This window comes from Methylophaga sp. SB9B, from assembly GCF_004832235.1.
Classification (GTDB): domain Bacteria; phylum Pseudomonadota; class Gammaproteobacteria; order Nitrosococcales; family Methylophagaceae; genus Methylophaga; species Methylophaga muralis.
Map to the genome: position 1 here is coordinate 258385 of NZ_SSXS01000001.1, position 14371 is coordinate 272755.

Sequence of the window (14371 nt, forward strand, 5' to 3'; positions counted from 1 at the left end):
ATTTAAAATGTCGATCCCAGAGAAAACTGGAATATTTCGGTTTCATCATCAGGCTGATCACGGAACGGAGCAGCAATACTAAACGACATTGCGCCAAATGGTGAAATCCAGATTGCTGATAAACCGGCAGAATATCTTAATAAATCAGCATCAAAGCTTTCATCGACATCATATACGTTACCCACATCCACGAAGGTGCTCAAGCGGAAAGAGCGTAAAGCTTTTTTCATAAATGGGATTGGGAAAATAACCTCTGCTCCACCAGTAACCATCAGGTTACCACCGAGAGGGCGATCGTCTTCTCTGACGCCCAAAGTGTTCGCTCTAAAACCACGTACACTCCGGATACCACCAGCATAAAAGTTCTGGAAGAAAGGAAATTGTTCCGTGTCACCGTACGCTTTACCGTAACCAAGATCTGCTTTCATGGCAAAGGTAAAGGTTTCGTTTAAAGGGGTATACCAGTTATTACGGTAGCGCAGCTTGTAATACTGTAAATCACCGATTGGAGTGGCAACTTCTGCAGAAACACTTTGCGACATCCCTCGGGTCGGTAAGATAGCATTATTGCGCGTATCACTTGACCAACCAACTGTCACAGGAAACGCATGAAATGAATCACCTTCCTGTGCAATAAAATCATCATAACGGGTTATGAGATTATCACTCGGTATATCCAATTGAGTATTTTCATAACCAAACGCAAGGTTAACGCGGTTATTCTCAGAAATCGGAATACCAAAGTTAATATCACCACCAAACACGTCAGTAGTATAGCTGGCTATATTAGCCTCAAAGGCATCTGTTTCACGATAGAACAGGTTAAAGCCCTGACTGATGCCATCAACCGTAGCAAACGGGTTGGTATAACCAAAACTGTAAACCGTGTTCACTCGGCTGTTGTTAAAACCAAAACTAACGTGTTTACCACTACCAAAGAAGTTTCTTTGGGTCACGTTGGCGTTAAAGATAATGCCGTCAGATTGCGAATAACCAATACCAGCAGACAAACTACCTGATGCCATTTCTGTCACATTAAAATCAAGATCAACTTGATCGGATGTTCCTGCTACAGGCAATGTCTCAACGTTAACATCTTCAAAATAGCCTAAACGGGCAATTCGTTCACGCGAACGCTCGACCTGTCCGGTTGAGATCCATGCCGATTCCTGTTGACGCATTTCCTGACGTAAAACTTCGTCACGGGTTTTACTATTACCAGAAATATTAATGCGGCGAACATAAGCACGACGACCTGGGTCAACAAAGAAAGTGAGATTAACTTCGCGGGTAGCGCGATCAATGTCCGGAACAGCATTTACGTTGGCAAACGCATAACCATCATTACCCAAACGATCTGTCAATCTTTCAGAACTTGAAGTTATTGCTTTTCGAGAGAACACAGAATTCTTACGAATGGTGACCAGATCAAATAACTCTTCTTCCGGCACAATAAGGTTACCGGCTAGTCTTACTTCATTAATTTTATAACGTTCGCCTTCTGCAATATTAATGGTAATGAACATCTGTTTTTTGTCATCAGAAATCGTTACCTGCGTTGACTCTACGGTGAAGTCAACGTAACCACGGTCCAGATAAAATGAACGAAGTGATTCAAGATCAGCAGATAGTTTTTGGCGCGAGTATTGATTGTCTTTGGTTAATGAAGATAACCAGCCACCGGTAGTTGACTCAAATTCACCGAGCAGCTCTTCATCATCATAAGAATTATTACCAACAATATTAATTTCACCGATGGTGGCAACCACGCCCTCAGCCATATTGATACGAACGGCTACTCGGTTGCGCGACAAGGGAGTAACTTCAGAATCAATGGTGACGCCGTATTTACCACGGCTGAAATACTGACGTTGCAATTCCAGCTCAACCCTTTCCAGCATGGCTTGTTCAAAAACTTGACCTTCTGCAAAGCCAATCTGACGTAATGATTTAGTCAGTTCATCACTGTCCAAATCTTTGTTACCGACAAACTCAATACTGGAAATCGCAGGACGCTCGCTGACTTTGATAACCAAGACACCATCATCACGCTCAACTTCAACATCATTAAAGTATTTTGATTTAAACAGTGAGCGAATAATGCCTCTGACATCATTCTCTGTCAGTTCATCGCCAACCCTAACTGGCAAGAAGTTAAAAACCGTGCCTGCGGAGATCCTTTGTAAACCCTCCACCCGGATATCTTTGATGATAAATTCCTCGGCCCAAGCTGCGGAGGATAACCAGATGAGCGTCAATGCTGTGATGATTTGTTTCATTGTTATTTTACAGTCAGTCAGCCGAAGAAATCGTAAGTGTACCTGCAATGTGCGCATTAGCCAATGAGTCGAACGATGTCATTTGTAAAAGCGAATACCATTAGCAGCAAAATCAAAAATAATCCTATTTTTTGTCCTTGGATTTGTACCGACTCCGGTAAGGGTTTACCGCGGATCCATTCAAAAAAATACATCAGCAAATGACCACCATCAAGTACTGGCACTGGTAATAAGTTCAAAATACCTAAACTGATACTTATCATGGCTAAAAAACTGATAAAGGCAATCAAGCCCTGCTGCGCTGAATCGCCGGCAAACTGTGCGATGGCAATGGGTCCGCCAAGATTATCACTGGAAACAGTACCGACTAACATGCCCCACAGGCCACTCAACGTCGTAACACTAAATTGCCAGGTTTGAGTAAAAGCCTGCGGAATAGCTGCCAATGGGCCATAGCGTAATTCAGATCTTAATTCAGCGGGAATTTCATATGCATCCGTATTGACTGCCGCCCCTATTCGACCAATACCATTTTCATCTGCTACAGGGGTAATAACGAGTTGCTGAATCTCGCCATTGCGAAGAATTTCAATATTCATCGCCTTACTTGCATTGCTTTGAATTAAGCTGACCCAGTCCTGCCAGCTCGACAGTGTTTTGCCGTCGGCTGAAATTAATTCATCTCCCGCTTGGAGACCGGCTTTTTCTGCGGGGCTATCGGCCACAATATTACCTAAAACCGGTGGCATTTCAGGTTGTACAGTGGTTATGCCAATCTGATTGAATAATGACCCTGCATCATCTAATCCAAGCTTGGGTAAAGTCAGCTGTTTATTCGTTTCGACATCAGCACTACGAGTGGTCAGGGTGATAGTCTCACCGGACTGGGCCAATCTTAACCATTGCTGAAACAAGCTATTGACGGTTGGGGTAGCTTTACCATTGACGGCAATGATCTCTTCGCCCGCATACAATTGCGCTGCAGCGGCCGGTGAATTTGCAGTGACTTCTGCAATAATCGGTTTCATACCCGGCACACCGATGACCATAATCATCCAGTAGGCAAACACGGCAAATAACAGGTTAGCAATAGGTCCAGCAGAAACAATCGCCACTCTGTTTCTCAAAGGCTGGCGATTAAAGGTTTGCTCCAGTTCATTCTCGGCTACTGGCGCTTCCCTTTCATCCAGCATTTTTACATAGCCACCTAAAGGAAGGGCTGCTATAACAAATTCAGTGCCATTTTTTAATTGTTTTGACCAGAGTTTTTGTCCAAAGCCAACCGAAAAACGTAATACTTTTACCCCGCAGCGCGTGCCACCCAGTAATGTCCAAACTCATGGATAACGACCAGCAAGCTCAGTGCGATGATGAAAAATATCAGTGATTGCATAAAACCTGCATTTGTTGATGAGCCACTTTTCTGGCCATTTCATCGGCTGACAATATTTGCTCCAATGAATCTGCAGCTGTTGAGGGAATTATCTCTAAAACCTCAGCGATAATCCGAGCAATATCGGTAAATTTAATCTGACGATTCAAAAATGCTTCAACAGCCACCTCATTGGCAGCATTGAGGATAGCGGTACTGGTTCCACCAGCCTTTAAAGCTTGATACGCGAGAGCCAAGCAGGGAAAACGTTCAAAATCCGCTGCTGCAAAATCAAGTCGTCCTGCTTTGACTAAATCCAGCGCCTCGACTCCTGAGTCAATACGTTCCGGCCAGGCCAAAGTATTGGCAATAGGCGTGCGCATATCAGGATTGCCCATTTGCGCTAATACCGATCCATCAACGTAATCCACCATTGAATGAATAATACTTTGCCGATGTAATACGACTTCAATCTTGTCACTCGACATTCCAAACAGCCAATGGGCTTCAATGACCTCTAGCCCTTTATTCATCATGGTGGCGGAATCAACTGAGATTTTCTGCCCCATCGACCAATTGGGATGCGCTACAGCTTGTTCAGGCGTTACATCTTCTAAATCAGCAATATTCCAATCACGAAACGGTCCACCAGATGCTGTAAGGATAATGCGGCGGATGCCTTTATTTTCAAAATGATACTGCTGAGTATCGCTTACTGGCATACATTGCCATATAGCATTATGTTCACTATCAACAGGCAACAAAACAGCATTATTCGCCTGGACTTCACTCATCAATAAGGCGCCGCTCATTACCAGAGCTTCTTTATTGGCCAGCAAGATTCGTTTACCTGCTTTGGCTGCGGCCAACGTCGGCAGTAAACCGGCAGCCCCGACTATTGCGGCGACCACAACATCAGTTTCTTCAGTGCTTGAGATCATTTCCAGCGCTTGCATGCCGCTTTGCACTTTAATGGCTAATCCAGCATTGCGAAGCTTCTCTTCGAGCTGTGCAGCCGACTCAGGGCATAACATCACGGCGACTGCAGGTTTAAATTGTTGGCATTGTTCAAACAATCCATCAACTGATTTATTTGCTGCAAGTGCGTAGACACGATATTTATGAGGATTACGTTGTAATACGTCTAAGGTGCTGATGCCAATTGACCCTGTAGAGCCAAGGATAGTAACGCGCTGCATCAGAATTGACCTGTCAGCCACATTAATGCGGCAAAGAATGGAACTGCGGCTAACAAACTATCAACCCGATCCAGCATTCCGCCATGACCCGGTAGTAAATGACCACTGTCTTTTATCTGATAGCTGCGTTTAAACAGACTCTCAAATAGATCCCCACTGACTGAAATCAGTCCAGTTACCAGACTGATACCTATCCAGACTATCAGTGATAAATTTGCAGCAATACCCATGAGATAGGCTATCACGCTCCATACAGCGACCAATATCATTGCTCCAGCCAGTCCTTCCAATGTTTTATTCGGACTAATGGCAGTAGCTAAAGCGTGTTTTCCCCAACGTTTACCAGCGAAATAGCCTCCAGTATCTGCCAGCCAAACACTGACCAGAACATATAGCACTAAAACTGGCCCATTGTTGGCCAGTCCATGCAGCCATACCGCGCTATAAACAAACAACAGCGCGACCAGCATACTTAGCAGATAGGTGAATAATTTGTTATGAAAGCAGCGTGCTAGAAATCCAGGTAAAGGTCGATGAGCAAATAAAACAATGATGAGGCTGGTGAGTAACCAGAAAACTAAACCAGTCAGCAGAACATTTTGTATGTCTGCCATGGTAAACAACACCACTAGCACGGCAAGAAACGACACACTTGATAAAACTTTAGTAAGAGGCTTCATTGCTGCCATGGAAAGCCATTCCCACATTGCCATCAAGGCAATAACAGCTAATAAAGCGATAAAGCCAATACTGGGTAATAACAATATTGCCAAAATAACGATTGGGATTAGCACTGCGGCAGTTAATAAACGCTGTTTAAGCATCTTCTTGCCCCGTAAGTTGTTCTGATGTTCGACCAAAACGACGTTCGCGACTGGAAAAAGACTCAATTGCTGCGTCCAAATCCTGCGCGTTAAATTCAGGCCAAAGCTTCTCAGTAAAATACAACTCGGTATAAGCGAGTTGCCACATCAGGAAGTTACTGATGCGTTGCTCCCCACCAGTACGAATAAACAAATCCGGTTCAGGTAGTTCAGCAGTCACCAGATGACTGGCTATAAGCGTTTCATCAATTTGTTCGGGTTGTAGTGCGCCAGACTTAATTTTGTCAGCAATCTGCCGAACCGATTGAGTAATATCCCATCGTCCGCCATAGTTGGCAGCAATGTTCAAAATCAAACCGTCATTAGCAGCGGTTAACGTTGTTGCATCGGCAATTTGTTGTTGCAATGAATCCGAAAACCGGCCGATATCACCAATAATGTTCAGACGGATATTATTTTTATGCAGACGTTTGACCTGGTTATCCAAGGCGTGACTGAATAACTCCATCAACAAATTAACTTCTTTGCCGGGCCGACGCCAGTTTTCACTACTGAAGGCAAACAGACTAAGGACTTCAACACCGGTAGCAACACAGTGCTTAACAATCCCTTCCACTGCTCTGACACCTGCACGATGTCCCATAAAACGGGGTTGTAGCCGTTGTTTTGCCCAGCGACCATTGCCATCCATGATGATGGCAATGTGTCTGGGGATAGAACGGCTGGAAGATTTCATCAATAATGGCTAAACCGAAATGGCTTAGACCGCCATCAAATCAGTTTCTTTTTCTGCCAGCACTTCGTCAATCTGTTTGATGGTGCTATCGGTTAACTTTTGAATGGCTTCTTCTGCCCCACGCTGTTCGTCTTCAGAAATTGCCTTGTCTTTTAATAAATCTTTCAAGCTACCATTGGCATCACGACGAATGTTACGCACCGCAATACGAGCATTTTCAGCTTCAGATTTAGCAACTTTAACTAAATCTTTACGACGTTCTTCGGTTAATGGAGGGATCGGAATACGAATGGTCATGCCAGCGCTATTTGGATTGACGCCCAAATCAGATGTCATGATGGCTTTTTCGATCACTGACACCATATTTTTTTCCCAAGGTGCCACTGTAAGTGTTCTTGAGTCTTCAATACCAACACTGGCAACCTGACTTAATGGAACGTCAGAACCGTAATATGGCACTGTGACATGATCTAATAAACTGGTATGTGCTCGTCCGGCACGAATTTTCGCCAGTGCAGTGCTCAGAGCGGAAACACTTTTTTGCATCCGGTCTGCTGCATCTTTTTGAATATCATTAATCATGATTTGTCCTATTTAACCAATGTTCCAACATTTTTTCCGTACACAATGTCAGTCAGATTGCCGTAACGATGAACATCAAATACCCGTAAAGGCATTTTCTGTTCCTGACACATGACTACAGCAGTAGTATCCATCACGCCGAGACGGTTATTAATGACTTCATCGTACGATAAAGTATCGTAACGAACAGCATCTGGATTTTTCCGCGGATCCGCATTGTAAACACCGTCAACCTGGGTGGCTTTGAGCATCAGTTCAGCACCAATTTCAACCGCACGTAAACTGGCTGCTGAATCGGTAGTGAAAAATGGATTACCAGTACCGGCAGCAAAAATCACTACACGGCCTTTTTCCAAATGACGAATCGCCCGACGACGCAAATAATCTTCACACACTTCATGTATACGGATTGCAGACATGACACGACAGAATGTTCCATTACGTTCCAAAGCATCCTGCAGTGCCAGCGCATTTAATACCGTTGCCAACATGCCCATGTGATCGGCACTGACTCTATCCATTCCACTAGCCGCAAGGCCAGCACCACGGAAAATATTGCCACCACCGATCACAATACCCAGCTGAACACCTTGGGCATTCAGTTCAGATATTTCTTGGGCAAATCGGGAAATCACCTCGGGTTGAATGCCGTATTCGGCACTTCCCATTAAAGCCTCACCACTCAGCTTGAGCAGAATACGCTTGTAAACTGGCTGACTTCCCGATGTTGTCATAATTTAATTTCCTCGTGCCTGAGCCATAACCTCTTCAGCAAAGTTATCTGCTTTTTTCTCGATGCCTTCACCAACTTCAAAACAGGCAAAGCCTTCAACTGTTGCACCAGCTTGTTTGACCAGTTTTTCAACGGTAACATCTGGATCTTTAACAAACGCTTGGCCCAGCAGGCTGATTTCGTTAACAAACTTGCTCATCCGGCCTTCGATCATTTTTTCAACAATCGCTTCAGGCTTGCCGCTTTCACGTGCTTGAGTTGCCACGATATCGCGTTCTTTTTGCAATAATTCTTCTGGCAATTCAGCAGCCGAAACTGCTTGCGGGCGGCTGGCAGCAACATGCATTGCCAAATCTTTCGCCAGACTTTCATCGCCACCGTTTAATTGAACCAAAGTACCGATGCGATCACCATGACGGTAGGCACCAATGACGCCAGCTTCTGCATTCATCAACGTAAAACGACGAATTTGAATGTTTTCACCAATTTTTGCGACTAATGATTGGCGAACAGTATCGATGCTTTCACCATTGCTTAATGATAATTGCAATAACGCGTCTAGATCAGCAGGTTGAGCTTCAAGCACTTTCTTCGCAACAGCATCAACGAAATTAACAAAATCATCGGCTTTTGCCACGAAGTCAGTTTCTGAGTTCACTTCAAGCATTACTGCTTGTTTGTTATCAGCACTGGTTTCGATTGCAATAACGCCTTCAGCAGCAACACGATCTGATTTTTTGTCGGCTTTAGCCAGACCAGATTTACGCATTTCTTCAATCGCTACTTCGATATCGCCGTTAGATTCTACCAATGCTTTTTTGCATTCCATCATGCCGGAGCCAGTACGCTCACGCAGTTCTTTTACTAAAGCTGCAGTTATAGCCATTTTTTGTAACCCTTAAAAATCAATTTTTGTGAACGGTCTTTTTCAGACCACACATACGACACAGGCCCGCTTTTCAGCGAGCCTGCTTAAGTCATTAGCCGAGCTTATTCAGCTGCAGCTGGAGCATTTTCTTGCGCAACTTCAACAAACTCATCACCAGCATCAGCGGTGGTGACAGATGCACGGCCTTCCAGAATGGTATCAGCAATGTTTGCTGTATACAGGCGGATAGCGCGCATTGAATCGTCGTTGCCAGGAATAACGTAATCAACACCATCAGGATTACTGTTGGTATCAACAACTGCGATTACTGGAATGCCAAGTTTGTTGGCTTCTTGAATCGCGATGCGTTCATGATCAACGTCGATTACAAATAAAGCATCCGGCAGGTTACCCATTTTCTTGATACCACCGATGCTTTTTTCCAGTTTCTCTTGTTCGCGAGACAGGTTAAGCACTTCTTTCTTTTTCAAACCTTCAGTTTTACCTGATTCAATCATTGCTTGAATTGCTTCAAGACGTTTGATTGATTGGCGAACGGTTTGATAGTTTGTCAGCATGCCGCCTAACCAGCGACGGTTGACGTAAGGCATGCCACAACGTTCAGCATCTTCACGGATAGCATCCTGCGCAGCACGCTTGGTGCCAACGAACAGAATACGGCCTTTTTTTGAAGCCAGTTTGCTGACGTAGTTGAGTGCGTCGTTGAACATAGGCAGACTGTGCTCTAAGTTCACGATATGAATATTGTTACGTTTACCAAAGATGAAAGGACCCATTTTTGGGTTCCAGTAACGTGTTTGGTGACCGAAGTGAACGCCAGCTTCAAGCATTTGGCGCATTGTAATTTTAGCCATTTTTATACCTATATATATGGGGTTAAACCTCCACGTACCCCAGCTATCGACTGATCTGAATTTTCAGACAGCACCCCGAAAACTGTGTCGGCACGTGTGTGATTTTGCCTTTGCTAAGGCGCGCATATTATTCCACAGTTAGCAACTAAAACAAAGCACCATCACTATATCGCTTTGATTCCGCCACTTAGCTGGCAGTTGACTGGTTTTTACGGCAAACTATGTCTTGTCTTTTTACCGTTAACAGCAATCAGGATCTGGCATGGGCGTGACCATTAAAACAGCCGAAGAAATTGAAAAAATGCGTGTGGCAGGCAAACTTGCCGCGGATGTTTTGACCATGATCGAACCACATGTGGTTGCGGGCATTACTACCGATGAACTAAATACCATTTGCCATGATTATATTGTTAACGAGCAAAAGGCCATTCCTGCCCCGCTGAATTATCACGGTTTTCCAAAGTCTATTTGTACCTCGGTCAACCATGTGATTTGCCATGGTATTCCCGGAGATAAAAAACTCAAAGACGGCGATATCATAAATATCGACATCACTGTTATCAAAGATGGTTATCACGGTGATACCAGCAAAATGTTTCATATAGGCAAAACCTCTATTCTGGCTCAACGTCTATCTAAAGTCGCCCGTGAATGTATGTTGATCGGAATTGATATGGTCAAGCCGGGCATCAAATTAGGTGATATTGGTCATGCTATTCAACAGCACGCAGAGAGAGAGAATTTTTCGGTTGTCAGAGAATATTGCGGGCATGGTATCGGTCAGGTGTTTCATGAAGAACCTCAGGTTTTACATTATGGTTCGCCAGATACCGGAATGACTTTACAAGCTGGCATGACTTTTACTATCGAACCGATGATTAATGCCGGTAAACGCCATGTCAGACAGTTGCCCGATGGATGGACCGTGGTTACCAAAGATCGTTCTTTGTCCGCACAATGGGAACACACTATTCTGGTGACAGAAGACGGTCATGAAATCTTAACCCTTCGGGATGAAGAACGCTCATAGGAGCCTCCAATAATGGCAATTTCTGCACAATCTGTTTGGGAATTTGGCCAGACAGATAATGCAATTGGCTGTCGAGATATTCTCGCCCAAGCCTCACAGCATTTAAAAAAATGCTTTTTTGAAGACCAAGCTGATATTGATTGGCTGGTTCATCAACAATCGCATTTTGTCGATGAAGTGCTGCAATTTTTATGGCAAAAAAATCTGGCGTCGGAAACCACGGTCAGTTTGATCGCTGTGGGTGGTTATGGTCGCGGCGAATTACATCCCCACTCTGATATCGATTTACTGGTTTTATTAGATGATTCAGTAGCCGAAACACCACCAGCTGAATTATCAACTTTTCTGACTCAACTATGGGATATTGGCCTGGAGATAGGTCACAGTGTTCGCACCATTAGTGAATGCCGTCAGCAAGCCGAAGATGACATCACTATTGCCACCAATCTACTGGAAGCACGGTTTTTATCCGGTAATAAAATCTTGTTTGAGCAGCTGCAACAATTGACGGTTTCTAACAAAACCTGGGATAACCGGCTTTTTTACGAGCGTAAAAAACAAGAGCAAATCCAGCGCCATCATAAATACAACGATACCGGCAATAATCTTGAACCCAATCTCAAAGAATCACCCGGCGGGCTGCGAGATATTCAGGTCATTAATTGGGTGGCCCAACAACACTTTGATGTTCGTAACCTGCAAGGTCTTAAATCAAAAGGTTTTCTTGCAGAAAGTGAGTTCGACATTCTGCAGCAATCACGCCGCTTTCTATGGCGGGTACGTTTTGCATTGCATCATCTGGTCGGCCGAAAACAAGAAAAAATGATGATTGATCATCAACGTGAACTGGCGAAACAGTTAGGTTACGTTGAAACCAACAGCCGGATGGCCGTTGAGCATTTCATGAAAGATTATTACCGGACAGTTCGTGCGGTAAGTCAGATGAATGCCTTGCTGTTGCAGCTGTTTGAAGAAAATATCATTCTGGCTGACGAGCCACGGGATATTGAACCGATAAACCGTCGCTTCCAATCGCATAACGGCTATCTGGAAACCATCAATTCCGGTATGTTTGCTTACTATCCCTATGCATTGCTGGAAGTGTTTTTAATCCTGCAACAAAATCCACATATTAAAGGTATTCGCACCTCGACCATCCGTCAGATCCATGCGCATCTGCATTTAATCGATGAACGCTTTCGTGCTGATATCAAAAATCGCAGCTTGTTTATGGAAATCATTCGTCAACCTAAAGGCGTGACCCATGAATTTCGCAGGATGAATCAGCTCGGTGTATTAGGTGCTTACTTGCCAGAATTTGGCAGAATTGTTGGCCAGATGCAGCATGATCTATTTCACGCTTATACAGTCGATGAACATACCTTGTTTCTGGTGCGTAATTTACGGCGTTTTTCCTGCCCCGAATTCAAAGATGAATTTCCATTATGCTCCGAAGTATTTCATCAACTGCCTAAACCCGAATTACTCTACATTGCCGGTATTTATCACGATATTGCCAAAGGGCGTGGTGGGGATCACAGTATTTTGGGGGTGCAGGACGCAGAACAATTTTGTACTCAGCATAATTTGAGTGATTACGACACCAGCTTAGTCACCTTTCTGGTTCGTCATCATTTAGCGATGTCCTCTACTGCCCAAAAGAAAGATCTGGAAGATCCCGAAGTTATTCAGGACTTTGCTGCACTGGTCGGCAGCGTCAATCGCTTAAATCATTTATATCTGTTAACCGTCGCGGATATTCGGGCAACCAACAATAACTTGTGGAATGGCTGGCGTGATTCACTGCTCAAACAGTTGTATCACAGTACCTATCAATGGCTTGAACACACAGAAGTCCAAGCCAAAAACACCCAGGAAAAGAGTCTCAAAAAATACCAGCTTGCTCTGGATAAGCTGGTTGAAATGGGCTGGGCTGATGAAAAAATTACAACTTTATGGCATGAATACGATCTGGATTATTTTCTGCGACACACAGTTGATGAAATCGTCTGGCAGAGCAATGGTCGCTTAGAAAAACCCGATCAAGAACCACTGATTCTGGTACGCCAACATAATGATCAACACACCCTCGAATTATTTATTTTCGCAAATGATCGTTGTGGCTTGTTTGCCGCTATGACCGCCTGCCTGGAACAATTGCAGTTGAATATTCTGGATGCAAAAATCAATATCAGCAGTGACGGAAAAGCACTAAATACCTTTATCCTGAATGGGGCTCAACAACGCTACGAAGACATCATTAGTGCGCTAAACAAACAACTTGCCCGTGAAGAGCTGACCTCTGGGTACAAACCGCAACTAATGCCGCGTATTTCCAAATTGTTTAAAACTGAACCCGTTATAAATTTTTCGACCAACTCACAGCTAGACCATACCGTTATGGAGTTATATACCCACGATCGGCCAGGATTACTCTCTGCCGTCGCACAAGTTTTTCTAACGCATCAGATTCAAGTTATAAATGCCAAAATGGTGACTTTGGGGGATCAGGTGGAAGACGTATTTTTCATTACCAACAGCGATGACCATGCTTTAACTGAAGCAGAAAAGCAAAACCTGAATGAAGACCTGAAAGACAAGCTGGTGATACAAGCGGAATCGGTTGTCTCTACATCTGTCGCTTTTTAAACTCACATAAAAAAAGGTGAGGTATTTAGCCTCACCTTCTTCAATCTTAATAACTATAGTTCAGTCAGATACCGTTACCTGCTCTGCTAAACCAGCCACCTTCTTTTCACCAACGCCTTTAACATTCACCAGCTCTTCGACACTGGCAAAAGCGCCATTTTGCTCACGATATTGCACGATAGCATTGGCAGTAGATGGTCCCACACCATTCAGCAACTGTAACTCATCAGCTGATGCTGTATTGATATTGATTTTATCTGCTGCAAATGCAGCGAATGAAGATAGTGAAAACGCCAACAATAAAGAAATAATCCATTTCTTAAACATCTTTCCATGCTCCTTGTATTAATTGAATTCAGCTCATCCGAGCTGCAATCAAAGAATAAAATAATTTGTTAGATTTATTCCATAGGGGAAATTGGCAAAAATATTAAATAGGAAATAATCCTGTCCAATTTTGAGATGTGGTTCACATGAAAAATTGCAGTGCAAATGGTTTTCGTTAAGAAAGTCCATTCTTATGTTTGCTAACAAATTAGTTGCGATTCGCTCTTCGTAATGAAATGAAACCTACAATGGGCTTACTTAATATTTTGACGATCAAATTAATGACTACGAGTTATAAGCCAGTTCATGACCATTGCTAGTGATTTTTTCCAACTCTATCGCCCGTCCCTTTCCCTGAAACCGTCTGAAGGATAAGACTTAGATAATACATGACACTCATGTTCTGAATCATCTGAGCATCTGTTTTTGCCAGTAATTCTGGCGTCGACATATCTATATCATTTACTTGAGCTAAACCGGTGATACCTGGTCTTACTTTAAATACACCTCTTGTATCTCGCTCCTCAATCAATTCAATTTGATTGAACAAACATGGTCTTGGACCAACCAAACTCATTTCACCTTTCAACACATTCCATAATTGAGGCAATTCATCTAGCTTGGTTCTGCGAAGAAAACGCCCAAAGGAAGTAATTGATGATGCATTTGCCAGATGACTGGCGACATGGGCAGTATCTTTCTGCATGGTGCGAAATTTGACCAATGTAAAAGGCCTTTGATAGCGACCTACCCGTTGCTGACGAAAAATGGGCGAGCCAGTATCGAACCAACCAACAACGATCAGAACTAATAAAATTGGCAAACCAATCAATAATCCAACCATAGAAAAAACAATATCCAGTAAACGGATAACTACTTGGGTCATGAAATACTCGT

The 14371-nt window shown here is 43.6% G+C and carries 12 protein-coding genes and 1 pseudogene; 2 read left to right on the forward strand and 11 right to left on the reverse strand.

Annotated features, from left to right (window positions below):
* Positions 1-2 precede the first annotated feature (2 nt).
* The 9 genes and pseudogenes from bamA to rpsB all read right to left on the reverse strand — a co-directional run bounded on the left by bamA (position 3) and on the right by rpsB (position 9468).
* Positions 3-2279 carry an outer membrane protein assembly factor BamA gene (gene bamA / locus E8Q33_RS01295; RefSeq protein ID WP_136552288.1) on the reverse strand — a complete coding sequence of 759 codons (2277 nt, stop codon included), beginning with the start codon at positions 2277-2279 and terminating at the stop codon, positions 3-5.
* A gap of 56 nt (positions 2280-2335) precedes the next feature.
* Positions 2336-3672 (reverse strand): annotated as a pseudogene (gene rseP / locus E8Q33_RS01300) (RIP metalloprotease RseP).
* Positions 3660-4850, reverse strand: a complete 1191-nt coding sequence (ispC, locus tag E8Q33_RS01305) for a 1-deoxy-D-xylulose-5-phosphate reductoisomerase (protein WP_136552290.1) — start codon at positions 4848-4850, stop codon at positions 3660-3662. The pseudogene rseP and the gene ispC overlap by 13 nt, the downstream one beginning before the upstream one ends.
* Positions 4850-5674: a phosphatidate cytidylyltransferase gene (locus E8Q33_RS01310; RefSeq protein ID WP_136552292.1), complete on the reverse strand. Its 825-nt coding sequence runs from the start codon at positions 5672-5674 to the stop codon at positions 4850-4852. The genes ispC and E8Q33_RS01310 overlap by 1 nt, the downstream gene beginning before the upstream one ends.
* The gene (locus E8Q33_RS01315) at positions 5667-6410 is read right to left on the reverse strand and encodes an isoprenyl transferase (RefSeq protein WP_069296400.1); all 744 of its coding nucleotides are present in this window, start codon (positions 6408-6410) and stop codon (positions 5667-5669) included. Before E8Q33_RS01315 ends, E8Q33_RS01310 begins: the two co-directional genes overlap by 8 nt.
* 24 nt (positions 6411-6434) lie before the next feature.
* The gene (gene frr, locus E8Q33_RS01320) at positions 6435-6992 is read right to left on the reverse strand and encodes a ribosome recycling factor (protein ID WP_069296401.1); all 558 of its coding nucleotides are present in this window, start codon (positions 6990-6992) and stop codon (positions 6435-6437) included.
* Between the two features lie 8 nt (positions 6993-7000).
* Entirely contained in the window at positions 7001-7726 is a 726-nt protein-coding gene (pyrH, locus tag E8Q33_RS01325; RefSeq protein WP_069296402.1) for a UMP kinase, read from the reverse strand.
* A 3-nt stretch (positions 7727-7729) separates the two neighbouring features.
* Positions 7730-8611 (reverse strand): translation elongation factor Ts, encoded by an 882-nt coding sequence (tsf, locus tag E8Q33_RS01330; protein ID WP_069296403.1) that lies wholly within the window; start codon positions 8609-8611, stop codon positions 7730-7732.
* Positions 8612-8715: 104 nt separating this feature from the next.
* A complete protein-coding gene (gene rpsB, locus E8Q33_RS01335; protein ID WP_069296404.1) occupies positions 8716-9468 on the reverse strand; it encodes a 30S ribosomal protein S2 in 753 nt (250 codons plus the stop codon).
* 262 nt (positions 9469-9730) lie between these two features.
* Here rpsB and map point away from each other — a divergent pair, with 262 nt between their 5' ends.
* Together map and glnD are read left to right on the forward strand one after the other, a co-directional pair.
* Positions 9731-10498 (forward strand): type I methionyl aminopeptidase, encoded by a 768-nt coding sequence (gene map, locus E8Q33_RS01340; protein WP_136552293.1) that lies wholly within the window; start codon positions 9731-9733, stop codon positions 10496-10498.
* A 12-nt stretch (positions 10499-10510) separates the two neighbouring features.
* Positions 10511-13147: a [protein-PII] uridylyltransferase gene (gene glnD / locus E8Q33_RS01345; protein WP_136552295.1), complete on the forward strand. Its 2637-nt coding sequence runs from the start codon at positions 10511-10513 to the stop codon at positions 13145-13147.
* A gap of 60 nt (positions 13148-13207) precedes the next feature.
* Here the strand turns inward: glnD and E8Q33_RS01350 are convergent, their stop codons facing one another.
* Together E8Q33_RS01350 and E8Q33_RS01355 are read right to left on the reverse strand one after the other, a co-directional pair.
* Positions 13208-13474 (reverse strand): ComEA family DNA-binding protein, encoded by a 267-nt coding sequence (locus E8Q33_RS01350; protein WP_136552297.1) that lies wholly within the window; start codon positions 13472-13474, stop codon positions 13208-13210.
* Between the two features lie 316 nt (positions 13475-13790).
* Positions 13791-14360: a sugar transferase gene (locus E8Q33_RS01355; protein WP_136552299.1), complete on the reverse strand. Its 570-nt coding sequence runs from the start codon at positions 14358-14360 to the stop codon at positions 13791-13793.
* Between the last annotated feature and the right edge of the window lie 11 nt (positions 14361-14371).